This window comes from Alteromonas sp. 1_MG-2023, assembly GCF_030547075.1.
Classification (GTDB): domain Bacteria; phylum Pseudomonadota; class Gammaproteobacteria; order Enterobacterales; family Alteromonadaceae; genus Alteromonas.
In genome coordinates, this window is record NZ_JAUOQH010000003.1 from 183,302 (window position 1) to 199,760 (window position 16,459).

The following is a 16,459-nucleotide window of genomic DNA, read 5'->3' on the forward strand; positions in this document are numbered from 1 at the left end:
AATTAATGCAAAAAGCGAGCCCAAAATAAAACCTAATCAGTTCAGTGCCTTAGCCAACTGGTAATTTTATAGTGTTAATATACCTGACACAAACTTTACTGTTCAATACATCTATTTTGTAATAGATGTATTGTACCGTCCTTCCCATTAATGTTGAACTCAGAGCGACTTATCAATTAGTCCTAGATAGAAGCTTATGAATATAAGTGACGGGGACCGCATATGAAATTCCAGTAGGGTTGGATAAAGCACTTTCTTTGGTATCTTTTACGATGACTTTGTTAATAATTCCAACAACCTTACCTGAGTGAATATCATAAACGGGGCTACCGCTATTTCCAGGATAAGCCGTAGCATCAAGCTGATAAATTTTGCTTGTACTCACTAGTCTTTTCATCATTTCCAGTGTTAATTGGTCGGAACTTCTTGCAGGTATGGCATCTGGTGTTAACGCAGAAATGTAACCTCTATGTGTGGCAGGAAACAACCCGAGTATTGCACCAATCGGGAAGCCGGTGAACGCAATTTCAGAGCCTGCTGGCAGTAGCGTTTCATCTGCCAATTTCAAGGGTGTCAAAGGCTCAGAAAGAACGATTAAAGCAAGATCATGTTGAGGGTCAATATGCTCAACGGTTCCTTTAACCATTTTAACTTTGGCTCCCTCTCCGCTTAAAACAACATAATCTTCAACAATGGTAGGGTCGAGAGGTTCCGACACCACATGATAATTAGTTATTACGTATTTTCCATTACCTACTACAAAACCGGTACCTAATATTCTGGGGCTAGAATGCTTAAGCGGTGCATTAACTGCAATGGCTACCGTACCTTTTGATACTTCTTTAACTACATCGGGGAAAAAAGAATTGTTGTTCGCATAACAATCAAAGCCAGAACTTGTTAATACGGCGAAAGAAAAAAGAAGAAGTCTTACTATATTTTTCATGTTATTTTCCTTAAAACACGTTACATAATTTGCCTAGTACAAAACACAAATGATAAGTTTCTTTCGTGAAATTACACTCTTTATCATCTCGCCACTCTGTTTAATTGCAGCGTTTTTCGCTGCAAGTTTATGGCTACTCTATTCTTCCAAAGTAAATTCTGCAAAACTATTGTTGTCGATTACTTTTATTTCTCTGATGATTTTCTCACAGAGTTGGGTTTCAAGTATCATCCTATATCCCCTTGAATTCGGATTCGATGAAGAAAGTGAAACATTCGAAGTCCCCGAATATATCTATACGCCAGCATGTTACTACTCTACCCACGGTTCCGTACCTGAAATATCACGTTGGCACGAATGCTCCTTACAACGATTACTTCAAGCTAAAATGTTATCTGAACAGTATCGAGTGCCGCTTATATTGACAGGTGGTAATTTTCTGTTTGATGAAACAATAGGCTACGCCGTTAAAGCGCAAGAGCTGTTGGTATCTTTAGGTATGTCTGCAGACAATATAATTACACTCAATGAGGGCACCAGTACATTCACAGAGATAAGAGCCCTCGAAAAAAGTTACGCTAACGCTAAAGTATTAGCCGTTACCAGTGCAACACATCAAAGGCGTGTGTCGATGATGTTAAAAGATGCTGATATTCGGGCTATAGTAAAAGGTGTAGACTTCCAAAGCTCTGGAGAATTAAAGCCTTTCGTTACCACGCCATCGGCATCTTCATTAGACAAAACAAGAAAGGCATTTTATGAATATATCGCTTTATTAAAGTACCTTATCTTTGGCAATTAGCACAAAGATTAAATTAAAAGAGTGCTGACATCTGCTAAAATCAGATATGTTATTAACAATTTTATAACGGAAGAACATTTACAGTGGCTTCAAAATCATTTCTTGGTAAGGTAAAAAAGATAGTCGGCCCAACTTCAAAGGTCGGCAAGCTTTTAGGTGGTTACGAGAAACTGCGTGAAGCTAATTTTATCTCAACGCATTTTTCAAACTATCTCGCACCTGTAGTTGCGCAAACTCAAAACCTAAAGGCAGAAAGCTACCAAATCCGGCACAATGTATACTGTGAAGAGCTCGGTTTTGAACCATTAAGAGATGATTCACAAGAGAAAGATGAATTTGACGAATTTTCAACGCCCTGTCTAATCAAGCATAAAGGTTCAGACCATTATGCTGGCACTGTACGCTTAGTTAAACCTCAAGAAAGTCATCAACAGTTGCCCATTGAAAAATATTGTCTTAATTCAATAACCCACGAAACACTGAATCCTACTCACTTTGAACGCCATCAAGTTTGCGAGATATCGCGACTAGCCGTTCCTCAAGAGTTCCGAAAACGTGTAATGGATCAATATCAAGGTGCTGCAACGGGTGTCATTAACCAATACACTTATTCAGAAAATGAGCTTCGATGCTTTCCGTTTATCGCTATTGGGTTATATTTTTCAGCTGCTGCGCTTGTGATGCACAATGACATTAAACACACTTATGTAATGATGGAACCCCGATTAGCTAGAAGTATGCGCTTTATTGGAATTCAATTCGAGCAGATTGGTCCTGTCGTTGAATATCATGGAAAACGGGCTCCGTACTACATAAACCCATCTTTACTATATGCCAATCTGAGACCGAGCTTTAAAGTCATGCTCGAAAATATACAAAACTCAGTGAATCAGCATCCTAAAGGGTAGATACAAACATGTTCGATTATGACAGTGCCATTTCAAGAAATATTGGCTGGTTGACCGACGTTGAGCAACAGATTCTTAAAAATAAAAAAGTCGCTATTGCCGGAATGGGAGGCGTGGGCGGTGAACACTTTATTACGTTATTACGGTTAGGGGTAAGCCGTTTTTCTGTTTCTGACTTTGATGAGTTCGAAATACACAACTTTAATAGGCAAGCAGGGGCGTTTATATCAACAATAGATAAGCCTAAGTGCTCGACTATGGTAAATATAGGCTTAGATATTAACCCTGAGGCGGATATCACCTCTTTCGAAGATGGAGTTAATGAAGGAAACGTAGACCGTTTCTTAGAAGATGTAGACATTTATGTCGATAGTTTAGATTTTTTTGCTCTTAGAGCACGCAAACTCCTATTTAAAAAATGTGAAGAAAAAGGAATACCGGTCATCACGGCCGCGCCCATGGGAATGGGTACAGCTATATTATGTTTCCTTCCGGGCGGAATGACATTTGAAGAGTACTTCCGATTCGAAGATGCTGATACCGAAGATGAGCAGTATGTGAAATTTCTTATTGGCTTATCACCTTCTATGCTTCAAAGAAGTTATTTGGTAGACCCAACAAAAGCTGACTTTAAAGCGAAGAAAGGCCCATCAACTATCACTGCCGTTAAACTCTGTGCAGGTTTCGCTGAAACTTATGTTCTCAAATTGCTGTTGAACAGAGGCAAAGTTCCTTGCGCGCCTAATGGAATTCATTTCGATGCTTATACTAATAAGCTGAAGAAGACATGGCGCCCTATGGGTAATAGAAACCCTATACAAAAGCTGATGTTTAACGTTGCAAAAAGTATAGTACTAAAAGAAAAAGAGCCTCTTCCCGCCGCCCTCCCCCTTTCGCCAATTGAAAAAGTATTGGATACCGCTCGTTGGGCCCCTAGTGGGGACAATACTCAAGTTTGGCGATTCGACATTCAAAGCGAAACATCCTGCGCAGTGTATGGGACAGACACCAGAGATTGGGTAGTTTATGACTTAGATGGTAGTGCCAGTCAAATGGCACTGGGTGGCCTTATTGAAAATATCAAGTTGGCAGCAGGTAATATTGGCTACCAGGCCGATGTAAGTTACGAGCCAACAACTGATCACAAGAGCCGTTATAAATTTCTAATTACACTGTCTGAATTGAATGCTGTACAACCTAAATTCGATAAAGAACTTCACGCTCATATCAAACGACGAACTGTCCAGCGTAAGCCTATGGGCACCCTATCCTTATCTAATATAGAAAAGGGCAAGCTTGAAAAAGCTTTGCCAACAGGATACAGCATTATTTGGAAAGAGAGTTTTGAAGATAAATTTTCTATGGCCAAATTGCTTTATGGAAACGGAAAAACGCGCCTTTCAATGAAAGAAGGCTTCGATGTTCACAGCAAAATTATTGAATTTACGCCAAAATCTCAAGACTCCTCGAAAGAGCAGCTTAGTAACAATGAACTCAGCAAAGATAAACTCCCTGCAAAATCGTTGGGCGTAGATCCACTAACGGTTGCTTTAACAAAATGGTCTTTAAGCAACTGGCCTAGACTTGAGTTTATGGGGAAATACCTTGGCGGTACTGTGGTACCTAGGTTTTTAATGGATTTCGTTCCAGCTTTAAAATCTTCAGCCATTTTTGCTATTGTTGCAGATGAAGAGCCAACATCAGAACAAGACTTTTTTAGTGCGGGTAGAGCTGTTCAACGGTTTTGGTTAGAAAGTTCAGTATTAAATTTAGGGTTTCAACCCTGCCAAACACCAGTCATATTCTCAAACTACCTACGTAACAATGTAACTTTTACTGATAACCGCATTACTATAAAAAACGCTGACAAGATGGATGAGAATTATAAAAATATATTCGGCGATGAGATTAGTAAGAAAATAGTATTTATGGGTAGATTAGGAAGAAGCGAAGTCCCTGAATTTAGGTCTGTACGATACTCTCTGGATGAGCTCAGCATAACTAAGCCAGAGTAGCCTGTGAATCATGGTATTTAAGCCCTGTTGCTATTAGTCGAGCTTTAATACAACGTTCAGACTCTAGATATCCTCTTAAATCTAAACATTTATTAAACTCAATTCATTATTTTAATATTTAGTAAGCTAAGGATAGCTGCTAACTGCAATAGACGATGTGTAAAGGCTTATTTTCAACGCTTTTTTGAAGCAAAGGGCAAAGCTTTATAGCGATTAAAATAATTGATAATTACATTTTTAACGAGCCGCAATACACACGTTAAATCCAAACTAATATTAAGCAACTACACATACAAAAATGCCAGTGAAATTCACTGGCATTTAAAAAAAGATTACTAATTTTATATTAGCAATTATTTAGCATTTTTACGGCGACGGAAGCCAAGACCAACAAGACCTAGACCTAACACACCTAATGCAGCTGGCTCTGGAACAACACCAATTTCAGAAATGATGAAGTCTGCACCATCACCTTCGTTTACGTAATTTACGCTTGCAGAAACCAAAGATGCAAAAGAGAATGATGGGTCAGATAGAGTAAACGAAGCGAAACTAAACATTAGAGTTTGGCTTAAAATTTGATTGTTGAATTCAAGAGCAGAGATTGTTGCTGTATTACCCGCACTATCTTCAACCGTAACGTTTACGCTAAAGCCTTCAGAGTCGCCATCACCTAAAACAGTATCGAAACCATCGTCAACACCATCGCCATCATCGGTACCAACATTCAATTCTTCAACAACAACATAGAATGCTTCACCAAAAGCAGTAAAATCGAGAGGAGTAGAAGAGTAAGTTACGGTTAGGTCTGAAACATCATTATTGGCACCAGCCGAATATGAAAGATTACCAGTACCAGTGGTAACGTTAGGATTGATTGAACTACCTGTCGCATTAAACGTGTACGACGTTGCTGCACCAATAATCGAGAAAATGTTTAAGGGAGCGTCTCCAGTTACTAGTGCGGTTTCACCTAGCGGGTTTGTAAGCGCAGCGTCGGTAAAGTAAGTGAAGTTATCCAGAACGATATCAGCTTTAACTGGCATAGATGCTGATAATGCGATCGCAGCTGTACCTAAAACTCTTTTAAATGTGTTCATAATTTTTTCCTTTGTAAAATTTGAATGCAAAGCACGGCTTAAATCTTCGCTCAGTGTGAGTAATGCACTAAAGATGCCAAAAGTATAATTGACATCAAAACAAGTACTTACAAAAAAGACTATCCATAGTTTTTAAAAGTTGTAAAAGTACCTGACAATATTGAACAGCTTTAAAGAATTGAACATTTACAACACCTTTTCTAATTGAGCTACTCGCTCTTCATCACCCACTTTCGAATAGACACTTATCATACGCTCAACAAGACCTTTACTGTTCGGCGCTAGCGCGAACATTTTTTCGTAAACCTTTGCTGCACCATCATAGTTTCCACTACTTTCTAACACTGTACCTCGAGTATCCAAGTAGGAAAAGCTATCAGGGGAGACAGCAATGGCTTTTTCAGAATGTTGTAATGCTAATTCCGTATTACCATTTTGGTTATACAAATAAGCGAGATTATTATTAACTTTTGCGTTATCTGGCGTTTTTTGAATTACACTTTCGTAAATATTTATTGCGACTTTGTATTGCTCAGCATGTAATGCTAACTCTGCCAGATCCATTTCACTGGCTTCATTCCTATCCTCAGGGCTTGATATTAAATGCTCATTATAAAAGTTAAATGCCTGGCTCTTCTCTCCTAAACTCAAATACGCTTTAGAAACCAACCATGCAACTTTGACTGACTCATCTATTTCGTATATTTCTTTTAACAAGTTTAACGCGCGCAAGGGTTTACGTTCAGAGAGTAACACTTGTGCTTCTAGTGTCTGAATCGTTACCTCGTCACGAAGGTCAGGAGAGATATTATTAAATTTAGATCTTGCTAACTTCCCGTCCCCAGCTTTAGAGGCTATGTCAGCTAACAATACTTGAAACCTGTTCGTTTTAAAAAGTTCTGCAGCTTCCCTAGCGGTGTCCATCGCTTTGGACAACTGCCTGGTTCTTTCATATAAATTGACCAGTCTCGCGTAAGCTGTTTCAGAATTGCTATCGGCATCTATCCATTGAATTGTCGATTCAATACTTTCTTGAACTCTGCCACTAAAATAAAGGCTATTTCCTAACGTTATCCAATATATTTCTGAATGACCATCAGGACCCACTAACTCAAGAATACTCACTGCATCATCGTACCGTTGAAGTTGAAAGAGTATTCTTGCTAGAGATACTTGCAATGTACCTTTCTTAACAGCCTCGGCCTCATCAATTTTGCTTTGAAAAACTTTGATTCCGCTTTCTACGTCACCCTTTTCTGAGTATAACGACACTAATTTTTCTAACACAAAGGTGCTGGTATTTGGTTTCTTTGTTAAGGGTTGTAGAAAACCTATAGCTGCATCAATTTCACCTTTTTTATAGCTTTCATCAGCAAAATAGACGGCCGCAATTGTGTTCTGGTTATCTAAATTCAACGCTTTTTCCAGTACAACTTGCGCTTGTTCTTCCTCGCCCATTTGATTAAGAGCTAGCCCTTCTAAAGCAAAACCCGAAGCATCATCAGGGTTAGCTTCTTGCCATTTTTTAGAAAGCTGAATAGCTTTGTCATATTGTTTTGTATCTATGAGTGTTTTTGCAAGAAACGTATTAGCAGCAACTGACTCAGGCTCAATTTCGAGGGCTTTTTCAAGATCGGCTATACCAGATAACTCTCCCACTTTAATATTTCCTATCCCCCTAGAGATTAGTGCACTTTCAGTTTGTAAAGAAACGTCATCTAATTTTGACATCACTTCTTTTGCTCTATCAATTTTTCCGCTTTTCACTAACTCAGCACTAGCTGAAGACAACATTAAAACATCTGACTCTGTAAGCGCTTCCTGATTCAATAAGCTATCTAATTCTTCATCCAAATAACCCAACTCAATACTTAACCCAGTTAGTATTTTTAAAACAGGGCTATCAGGGTCTAATCTTGTTTTTAAAGAGCTCAAATGGTCGTACGCACTTTCTTTTTTGCCTGTTCCCAGCGCACTAATACCCGCGATAACACGTACCGAAGTGTTATTCATTCCGTTTTGAAGTGCTTTTTCAGCAGCTCCAAACGCTAGCTCTAGTTTGCCAGTTTGATAAAGGGCAAGGGATTTTAAAAAGTTGACATAGGGTTGGTTGGGGCTCACTTGAAGTAAGTTATTAAGAAGCGGGTTAGCTTCGTCATATTCACCGGCTCTAACTAAGGCATTAGCGAGAAAAATACTACCTCTCATATCTTGTGGATGTAATTCTGTGTAGGTTTTGAAGTACTTAACCGAATCGTCAAAGTCGCGCTTAGCAACCGATATTTGGCCCTTTAAGAAATAGGTTTCTTCTAAAACAGTGTCGGAAGTTAATAGGTTATCGCTAATTTTAACGGCTTTAGCTACATCGCCCTTTGCAAGAGCATAATAAGCATCTGCTAATTTTGTGTAATCACTGTCAGGTGCAATGCGTTCTAGATTTCGCAGAGTTGCCCTGAAGCCACGTCTATCTCCCAGCTCTAATGAAAGTAAGCCATCGTAAGCATAAACAATGTCTAGCCGCTCAATACTCTGCTCCTCTCCATCTTCCACCAGCTTTTTCAACGAAACAGCATCAGTTTGGTTATAATATGCTTTGGCTAAATTTGGGAAAACCTGATTGCTGTCCTGCCCCATTTTTAAGGCAAACTCTAGTTCTTTCGAGGCACTATTAAATGCGCCTTGGCTTATATAGATATTTCCTAGCAGCAGCCTTGCCTCACTGTTTTTAGGCTGAGCTCGTAAGGCATTCTTCAAATCGATAATAGCAGCTGGTTTTTCGTTTGATGCTAAATGTTCTTTAGCAGAGAGCATCAAAGCTTCAGGGTCTTTTTCGCCACAACCACCTACAAGAACTGCTATTATCGCGACTAACGGTACAAGTACTGTCTTCATGTATTCTCTCCAAGAACTAGACTGATATCCTATATTTTGTAATCATAACCATATATCTTTCTCTTTTCTAACACATAACGGTACAGCAGGACATTGCTTAAGTGAATAACAATAATAAAGCTGCTAGTTACCTTCACGTCTGTGATTTTTCAAAAAGCTCAATAGCGTCAATAGAAACTGCGTCTATTTGGGCTCAGTCTGGCAAAATTAGCTTTTTTCAATCCCAACATTGGTTTGAAGCATGGGTAAACTCCCTTCCAGAGCATGCTAATGTCGATGTCATAACTTTTTACAGCGGTAATGATGAGTTGGTCGGATTTACCCTGCTTGGAAAAGCACGCTTAAATAGGTTCTTACCCTGTGCAAAGCAGCTTTTTTTAAACCAAACCAACAGTTTCACGTTGGACCAAGTGTGGGTAGAGTTTAATAAAATTCATGCTATCAAGAGGTTCGAAGATGGTTGTTCCGAGCAGTTACTCAAGCGTTATTTTAACAGCTGGTTTAATGTTCGCATTCACTTATCAATGCTTTTGAACTCAACTTCATTTTTAAACATCGCGCGGGTTCAAGGGTACAATTTTTCATCTCAAAAAATAGCCGGATACCGAAGAAATTTAGTATCTAATGACACTATTGAAACTATCATCAAATCCCTCTCCAAAAACAGCCGGCACCAACTAACTCGGTCATTGAAAAAGCTCAATAGCTTGTGCGGTGAAATTAAAGTAGAACCCATTAATAATAGAAATTACACAGGTGCTTTTAATGAATTAGCAAGCTTGCACAAACAACGTTGGGGAAATACCGAGCACGGTAGTGGTTTTGACAACCCTTATTTCGTAGCGCATCACAAGTATCTTTTCGATAATCACCCTGAGCGAGTAGAGTTAATCGCTGTGAAGGCTGGAGAGCTATTACTTGGTATTTGTTATAATTTTTTGTCCAATAAAAAAGTAGAGTTTTACTGCAGCGGTGTTAACGAAAACGTTCCTGATAAGCATATTAAATCAGGTTATCTCATTCACGTTGCTCTCATGGCCCATTACGCGTCTTTGGGCTATCAGGTATATGATTTCTTGGGCGGTGAGGCGCAATACAAAAGAACAATAGCTAATGAAAAATATCATTTTGAATCATTAACTATATGGAACAATTCTACTTTTGCTAAAACGCTTTGGTTTGTTAACAAAGTAAAGACGTATCTTAACCGATTTGTTTCAAAACTTTAGCCGGATTACCACCTACAATTACGCCATCAGGTACATCATTTACAACCACTGCGCCAGCTGCAACTATACTCCCAGTCCCCACACTAGCCATAATAAGTGCACAATTACCAATCCAACAATTTTCGCCAATAGTTACCTTTGTAAACGTGCCACCTTGGTCTTTAATCGGTACATCAGGATCGCTAAAGTTATGTTGACTTTTACCACTCATAACATGAACACCGCTACCCAGTAATGTGTTCTTGCCAATGCAACATTTTCCAATGTTACACTGCGGCCCAATATACACCCCCTCTCCTATTTCAGTATCCTGCTGAGAAAGTAACGTACCAAAGCTTATCATCGCATCAGGTGAGCAATAGGTAAGTGCTACGCGATAAAAGCCTGCTCTTAAATAACTCCCCGTTTTACCCGGCAGAATTGAAAGAATTTGACTGAAAGAGGATATCAATTGATCTTGATTTAAAAACTGAGCGAATACTTTGAATGCTATTGAAAAAGGCAGCATCACAGTAACGCAACATAGAAAAAACAAACTCTTTACCATAGATTTCATAGCGAACTCAGTGTGACTTCTAGTGGTTTCAACTGTTGTTCCCAACTATATTCCGCTCTTATAGCCTCATAAGCTGATGTCGCTCTGCTTGTTGATTCAATTCTGTTTTCGATTGTATTAATACACGCTTGTGCAAATGCATTTTCATTATCTTCTATCCACATTGACGATGGGCTAGCGAAAGCAATACCTTCAGCGCCCATCGAAGTGGTTACAATGGGCAACTTACATGCAGCCGCTTGCAACACCTTATTTTGTACGCCCCTAGCTAAACGAAATGGCGCTACAAATGTATCAGCTTCATGAAAGCACGGCAGAATATCATCTACAAACCCTGTCACTTTAACACCATCGACACTGGCTAAAGTATTTACCTCAGCGATAGGGTTCATACCTGCAATGGTAAAAATGGCATCTGGAAAACGAGAAATAATTTTTGGCCAGCATGATTTAACAAACCACACTACGGCATCAACATTGGGTTTGTAGTCCATAACGCCGGTAAACAAAAAGTGGGGAGCCGCGTTATTAGGAGGGCTTAATGCTGGATAGAAAGCATCAAAATCCAGACCATTGCCAAGCACCTTTACAGGCTTAGCGTCAGTTACTTGGCGACGAAATAGTGAGACCTCTTCGTCTGCTATTAAATAAGTTTGTAGAAACTCAGCGCATGCTTGTTTCTCTAATTTGCGAATTTTGTTGCTTTCACGCTGATATATGTACCGCATCGGCCATTTTGTAGAGGTGGCGTACTGTTTCCACTTATCAGAATCAACATCCATGAAATCCATTAAAATATGGCAATTTGTAGTGCCGTATTCTGACGACTCAAAAATGTAATAGCCCAAACTTGAGGCTGTTAATAACACCACATCGCAGTTACTCGCTAAACGTTGATTCAATGCGCCCTGCAGCGCTTCACTGTAAAATGCACCAACACTTATCGGTTGGCCCTTGAGTAATGCCCATGAATAGCGGCGCGCTTTAGACGCTAATTTACATGCTGTTACGCGAATATTTAAGTGCGACTCTAGCGCACTTACATTTTCTTTGTCTTTTTCCGATTCTAGTAATGTTAGTACCTCTACCTGATAGCCAAGCTGAGTCAGCCGTTCTATTTGGTGGTATGTTCTTAACTTTTCGCCTTTGTTAGGAGGGAAAGGGACACGCTGCGCTACCACGCAAATTTTCAACATCTATGCCATCCAAGCTATTTTAAGAGATTTAATCCTAACACCATATTACGTTGTACACTTTTCATCGTCAAAGGGAGTTAATATAGATTAGGGCTACCCAATACCGTTATAGATTGGCATACTAAGCACAATAATGTGGAGTAATGCTGCGCTTACCCATTCATGGAAGAAGTAAAAGAAAGAAGTAATGACGCAAACCGTATTTTCAATTCATTTCCCTAAAAATAATCAAGCATCTGTAGGGCATTTTGTTGCAGGTATTCCTTGCCCGAAAGGGAAATGGCCAGCTACTGCCCCATTAAAGTTGCAACGCGATGCGAACAACATAGAAAATACGACTATTCGTACCACCTCTTTGTGGCCAGATGGGACGATTAAATGGCTTCATGTAGAGGGGCTGGTAGAGCGACCTTTTGCTAGTGATGACAAAAACAATGAATTCGCAGCCAATATGGATGTTCGGTTAACGTTAGCTGAACATTCTCCTAACACCCTAACAAACCCAGTTTTAGAAGATAAAAATAAGCTTTTAATCACAACCCAAAATGACAAGTGCATTGAAGTAGACGGCAAACAACTGCTTACATTTCATGAAACGTCTTTGGGAGATACGCAGTTTTATCTTTTAGAAAAGGATATGTCTCATTGTCATATTCAAAGCTTTTCATACACTCTAGAGGGTAATCATTTAGGGTATCAGGCAGTTCGGATCACTCAAATTGCGCATCTCGCACTTGCAGATGGCAAGGATTTAGAAGTCGAACTATTCGCTACCGTTTTTCTAAATGATGGTCACATCAAAGGTGAAGTGACGATTAAAAACCCCAATGCCGCATCACATCCGAACGGACAATGGGATTTAGGCGACCCTAATTCATGCCATATTAAAGAATTTGGGTTAGCAGTTAATGCCACTGACGCAACGATATCTCTGTTGGTTGATAGTAAGACCTATTCGGTTGAACCAGATAAGACACTATCAATTTATCAGGCATCAAGCGGCCATGATAATTGGCAAAGTGTGGTTCACGTTAATGCAAATAATGAATTACCCTTTAACTTTAAAGGATTTAAGTTATTCACGGATGAACAAGAGCTAAGCAATGGCATGCAAGCGCAGCCTATATTGCAATTTCAAAGTAAGAAAAACACCTACTATCTTGAAGTTAATCAATTTTGGCAAAACTTCCCGTCTTCCTTCACGGCAAATAATAGTGAATCATGTGTTAGCTTATTAGGTTCGCGCTATGGCGCCCCTGTTGAGCTTCAACCTGGGGAGCAAAAGACACGACACTTCTATTTAGCCGAAGAGGCTATTGCTCAAACTAGTATCATTATGTGCCCCGAATGGGTAAGAAGTACGCGAACCCTACCTTTTCTAACGGATAACAGTGCTTCGTTGAGTAAGATGATTCAACATGGTGTTAGCGGTGCTTCATCATTTTTTCAAAAAAGGCTGGATATTGACGAATTTGGCTGGCGTCACATGGGTGAACTCTATGCTGATCACGAAAAAGCAGAATCTCCTGACGTTGAGTATTTCGTGTCTCATTACAATAACCAGTACGATCCTATTTATGGCATGCTTTGCCAGTGGATAGTAACAGGAAATGAAAAGTGGTTTGAATTAGCCGACGACTTAGCTAAGCACGTCGCGGATATTGATGTTTACCACACTAATAATGATAAGCCAGAATACAGTGGCGGGTTGTTTTGGCATACCGACCATTATGTTCAAGCCTGTACTGCTACCCATCGCACCTATTCAAAACACCAACCTACTGGTGTGTATGACGACCATGCAGGCGGTGGTGGTCCAGGAGGGCAGCATTGCTATACCAACGGATTAACACTCCACTACTTAATGACGGGATACCCACCTTCAAAAAATGCCGTGCTCTCTATTACAAATTGGGTCAAAAATTACTACGAAGGTGACGGTACCTTATTGAGTGCTTTGTTAGCCATTAAGAACAGTGCCGTGCCTGGGGTTAAAAATGTCAAAACGGGAAAATACCCGCTAGACCGAGGTACCGGAAATTATATTCAGGCATTGATGGATAGGTATGAATTGCTCGCCGACATTAGTGATATCCATTGGGTCTCAGATATTATCAAAAATACTATTTCGCCATCTGACAACCTAGCCGAACGAAACTTTGCAGATGTTGAAAACACGTGGTTCTATACCGTATTTTTACAAGCGGTATGTCGATTTATATCGATAAAAGAAAGTTTAAGTCAGTTCGATGAAGACTATAATTATGCCGTATCATCCTTAGCGCTTTACACTCAATGGATGGTGCAAAATGAGTATGCATATTTAGATAAGCCGGATATTTTAGAATTCCCCAATCAAACATGGAGCGGACAAGATTTACGAAAGCTTTGTGTATTAAATTTTGCTTCCAATTATTTGTCAAACACTCAAGCTCAAAACGCACTAAAAAAAGCAGCTGAATTAGAAAAGCAAATATCTGAGCGACTATCTAGTAGTAGCGAGTCATCAACAACCCGTTTGTTGTGCTTAATGATGCAAAACTCAAACTATGAGAGCTACCGCAGCGCAGCGGCCCCGTTGCCGAGTGTAAATAAACACTCGACAACTGCTAATGCAGAATATAATGCCAGCAACAGCGGTATTTTTTCTCACTTAGTTTCACATTTAAAAACCTTTTCAGTTTCAAATGAGCGAAGACAATTTGTTAAGCGCTTTCCACAGTTTCAAAAATGGCTAGGTAGGCCATGAGTATTCTTACTAGCTTTATCATTCCACACAAAGGCCGTGAGGCTATGCTTATTGATACTATCAATAGTATCGCGAACCAAACTGTTTCTAGAGACAGTTATGAGGTTATTGTAGTAAGCCAAAATACATCAGCTTCCCAAGTGCTCTCTGCACTTGGTGAGACGTTAAATTTGTCTATAATTTATAACGCTGAAAGTAAAACTATCTCACATTCAAGAAATCTAGGTGCCGAACACGCAAAGGGAAGTTTTTTAGCATTTTTAGATGCTGATGTAGCCCTATCCCCCAATTGGCTTGAGACTGTGAAGGCAAAGCTAGAATCTGATGCTGCCACCGCTTTAGTTAGCACTATGCAGATAAACAGCAACAATGCGCCGCCTTTAGAGCGTATTCGAACTGCGTTAAGTAATGCTGACTTAGATACCGAAGTAAGCTTCCTTCCTGGCCGCAACTTATTTTTAGCAAAGCACACTTTTTACGAGGCGGGACAATTTCCAGAACACCTTTTAACATGCGAAGATTACTACTTTACCGACAAAGTAAATCAAATAGGCACCTTGTATTACACTTCAAAAGCACACTACGTGCATTTAGGTGAAGATAAAGCTTTTATTCCTATGTGGAAAAAAGAAATTTGGCGAGGGCAGTCAAATTTGGCATCGCTTAAGGGTAGAGACATACCACTACGAGAATTCCCTAGTTTTATTGTGCCGTTTGCGGTTACTGGCGGCGTTATGCTTTTTTTCTTAGCGTTAATTTTATCACAAACCGAAATAGCGACTCTATTTGCTTTGGGTACGCTCATTCCATTGTTAGCCTATACAGCAAGATTAAAGAAGCTTACTGGCAAACAAGTGAGTGTGGGATATTGCTTACTATTTTACAGTCTTTACTTCCCGGCAAGGGCTATTGGAACATTATTAGGAGTTCGCGGCACGGTTGATACCAGTTCGCATAGATAGATTATGAAAATATTGCAGTTTATATGCTCCACAGGTTTTTACGGTGCAGAGCGATGGGTACTCGCGCTATCGAAGCACTTACCGGACAATGTAACAAGCGAACTGGCCGTTACCCTTGAACCGGGAACCGAAGAGCTTGAACTTGTGAAGCAGTTTGCGCCTATTGGCAACACACATTACATCCCAATGAAGGGGCGTTTCGACTTCTCTGCCGTTACTAAATTAGCTGAATTAATTAAACAGCAAAATATCGATGTGATACATACGCATGGATATAAATCAGATATTTTAGGGGTTCTGGCGGCACGAAAGGCTGGTATCCCCTGTGTTGTGACCCCCCATGGTTTCGAAAACGCTGCAGATTTCAAACTTCGTTTGTTCATCTGGTTAGGCTGCCAATCGATGCGTTTTGCGGATAAAGTCGTCCCGCTGTCGAAACAGTTAATGGTAGATGTTCAAAAATTTAATATTAAGCAAGACAAGTTAGCTTATATTCAAAATGGTGTAGACCTTTCTGAAGTAGAGGAAGTTCGCCTTACCAAAGCGCCAAAATCAAGCGATATCAAAACTATTGGCTTTGTTGGGCAAATGATCAGCCGAAAGAACATGAAAGCTATACTTGATTGTTTTGATACCTTGTATAAAAAACGACAAGATATAGAATTAGTTTTGCTAGGAGACGGTGAAGATAGACCTGAATTGGAACGCTATACTGGCACTCTGCAAAGCAAAGAAGCGGTTAAATTTTTAGGCTTTAGAAACGATCGATTACAATTATTACGTGATTTTGATTTATTTGTAATGACATCGACGCTTGAGGGTATTCCTCGCTGCTTGATGGAAGCATGCGCAATGGAAATCCCAGTCTCTGCTTATGATATTGCTGGTATTGATCAACTAATCACGCATAATAAGTCGGGCCTACTTGCGCCATTACATGACAGTCAACAACTGCAGCAAGACTGGGAAAAGCTATTAGATGACGTTGACTACGCAAAAGCGCTTGCCGCTAATGCAAAAAACTTCGTTGAAGAAAACTTCTCGGCAAAGCGTATGGCCGATGAATACCTGCATTTATTTAAGCAATTAGTGTAAGAGAAAGCG

The 16,459-nt window shown here is 39.8% G+C and carries 12 protein-coding genes; 7 read left to right on the top strand and 5 right to left on the bottom strand.

Annotated features, from left to right (window positions below; genetic code table 11):
• Positions 1–172 precede the first annotated feature (172 nt).
• Positions 173–946, bottom strand: coding sequence for a serine protease (locus Q4561_RS04505; RefSeq protein WP_303457889.1), 774 nt, complete (start codon positions 944–946; stop codon positions 173–175).
• A gap of 49 nt (positions 947–995) precedes the next feature.
• Between Q4561_RS04505 and Q4561_RS04510 the strand changes: the two genes are divergently transcribed.
• The 3 genes from Q4561_RS04510 (at position 996) to Q4561_RS19810 (ending at position 4,671) form a co-directional block, all read left to right on the top strand.
• Complete coding sequence (locus tag Q4561_RS04510) at positions 996–1,748, top strand: YdcF family protein (RefSeq protein WP_303457891.1); 753 nt, start codon at positions 996–998, stop codon at positions 1,746–1,748.
• Between the two features lie 83 nt (positions 1,749–1,831).
• A complete protein-coding gene (locus Q4561_RS04515) occupies positions 1,832–2,656 on the top strand; it encodes a PEP-CTERM/exosortase system-associated acyltransferase (RefSeq protein ID WP_303457892.1) in 825 nt (274 codons plus the stop codon).
• 8 nt (positions 2,657–2,664) lie between these two features.
• A complete protein-coding gene (locus tag Q4561_RS19810; RefSeq protein ID WP_368411517.1) occupies positions 2,665–4,671 on the top strand; it encodes a ThiF family adenylyltransferase in 2,007 nt (668 codons plus the stop codon).
• A 353-nt stretch (positions 4,672–5,024) separates the two neighbouring features.
• Here the strand turns inward: Q4561_RS19810 and Q4561_RS04525 are convergent, their stop codons facing one another.
• On the bottom strand, positions 5,025–5,771 hold the full coding sequence (locus Q4561_RS04525; RefSeq protein ID WP_303457893.1) for a PEP-CTERM sorting domain-containing protein: 747 nt from the start codon (positions 5,769–5,771) through the stop codon (positions 5,025–5,027).
• Between the two features lie 186 nt (positions 5,772–5,957).
• Positions 5,958–8,663: an XrtA/PEP-CTERM system TPR-repeat protein PrsT gene (gene prsT, locus Q4561_RS04530; RefSeq protein ID WP_303457894.1), complete on the bottom strand. Its 2,706-nt coding sequence runs from the start codon at positions 8,661–8,663 to the stop codon at positions 5,958–5,960.
• A 101-nt stretch (positions 8,664–8,764) separates the two neighbouring features.
• Here prsT and Q4561_RS04535 point away from each other — a divergent pair, with 101 nt between their 5' ends.
• On the top strand, positions 8,765–9,892 hold the full coding sequence (locus Q4561_RS04535; RefSeq protein ID WP_303457895.1) for a GNAT family N-acetyltransferase: 1,128 nt from the start codon (positions 8,765–8,767) through the stop codon (positions 9,890–9,892).
• Here the strand turns inward: Q4561_RS04535 and Q4561_RS04540 are convergent.
• Together Q4561_RS04540 and Q4561_RS04545 are read right to left on the bottom strand one after the other, a co-directional pair.
• Positions 9,867–10,448 carry an acyltransferase gene (locus tag Q4561_RS04540; RefSeq protein WP_303457897.1) on the bottom strand — a complete coding sequence of 194 codons (582 nt, stop codon included), beginning with the start codon at positions 10,446–10,448 and terminating at the stop codon, positions 9,867–9,869. The genes Q4561_RS04535 and Q4561_RS04540 overlap by 26 nt on opposite strands.
• The gene (locus Q4561_RS04545; RefSeq protein ID WP_303457899.1) at positions 10,445–11,644 is read right to left on the bottom strand and encodes a TIGR03087 family PEP-CTERM/XrtA system glycosyltransferase; all 1,200 of its coding nucleotides are present in this window, start codon (positions 11,642–11,644) and stop codon (positions 10,445–10,447) included. The genes Q4561_RS04540 and Q4561_RS04545 overlap by 4 nt, the downstream gene beginning before the upstream one ends.
• A 187-nt stretch (positions 11,645–11,831) precedes the next feature.
• On the opposite strand from Q4561_RS04545, the gene Q4561_RS04550 reads away from it, so the two are divergent.
• From Q4561_RS04550 to Q4561_RS04560, 3 genes are read left to right on the top strand one after another with little or no spacing between them, the layout of a single operon-like run.
• Positions 11,832–14,393: a hypothetical protein gene (locus Q4561_RS04550; protein WP_303457901.1), complete on the top strand. Its 2,562-nt coding sequence runs from the start codon at positions 11,832–11,834 to the stop codon at positions 14,391–14,393.
• A complete protein-coding gene (locus tag Q4561_RS04555) occupies positions 14,390–15,355 on the top strand; it encodes a glycosyltransferase family 2 protein (protein ID WP_303457902.1) in 966 nt (321 codons plus the stop codon). Before Q4561_RS04550 ends, Q4561_RS04555 begins: the two co-directional genes overlap by 4 nt.
• A 3-nt stretch (positions 15,356–15,358) precedes the next feature.
• Positions 15,359–16,450 carry a glycosyltransferase gene (locus Q4561_RS04560; RefSeq protein ID WP_303457903.1) on the top strand — a complete coding sequence of 364 codons (1,092 nt, stop codon included), beginning with the start codon at positions 15,359–15,361 and terminating at the stop codon, positions 16,448–16,450.
• The last annotated feature ends 9 nt before the right edge of the window (positions 16,451–16,459 follow it).